Source organism: Rosenbergiella sp. YN46, assembly GCF_036620675.1.
GTDB lineage: Bacteria > Pseudomonadota > Gammaproteobacteria > Enterobacterales > Enterobacteriaceae > Jejubacter.
The window spans coordinates 1-510 of the sequence record NZ_JAZHEE010000182.1 but is presented as its reverse complement, the minus strand read 5'-3'; the positions used below and the strand labels follow the sequence as shown (position 1 = coordinate 510).

The window sequence follows — 510 nt, the reverse complement described above, 5'->3', positions numbered from 1 at the left end:
AAAGAATCCTGATGGAAGCTTTGGAATAAAGTTTGAATCTTACGGATAGAAATCTCTTTCAAAAAAATAATTAATTTTCATTTTTGAGATCAAAGCTAGTTCTTAGCAGAAAAGACAACCTGTGGATTTTTATATCCTAGTATTTTCTGTAAAATATGGCAAAACTCACGTGTGGAGATTATGGTTTTGAATGTGATTTTGTGGTCGAAGGAGACGATATGGCAAAGGTGATAGAGGAATATGGAAAACATTCCTGTGATGAACATGGAATAGAATATTCCAAAGAGGCCTTGATGCAGTTTATTTTGAGGAAGCATGGATAAAACTAATACTGAAAATTAGGAGGGATTATTTTCTCGAGTCACTTTTGACTAACCACTTTCTACACTTGTCACATTTTGTTAACTCTTCATTCAAGCTAATAAACAAATTGCCGCAGGAAGAACATTGGCTCATTTTTCGGTGTAAGAAATACCTGGTTCTTATGATAAAATTTTCACCAAAATATAC

General features: G+C 33.1%; 1 protein-coding gene. It reads left to right on the top strand.

Annotation, left to right across the window (positions count from 1 at the left end; translation table 11 throughout):
* Positions 1-155 precede the first annotated feature (155 nt).
* Positions 156-323 (top strand): DUF1059 domain-containing protein, encoded by a 168-nt coding sequence (locus tag V3W49_RS23150; protein ID WP_500148338.1) that lies wholly within the window; start codon positions 156-158, stop codon positions 321-323.
* The last annotated feature ends 187 nt before the right edge of the window (positions 324-510 follow it).

Bases quoted from the DNA above. Each gene is read 5' to 3' on its own strand.
- V3W49_RS23150 (WP_500148338.1), top strand. From the start codon at position 156: ATGGCAAAACTCACGTGTGGAGATTATGGTTTTGAATGTGATTTTGTG.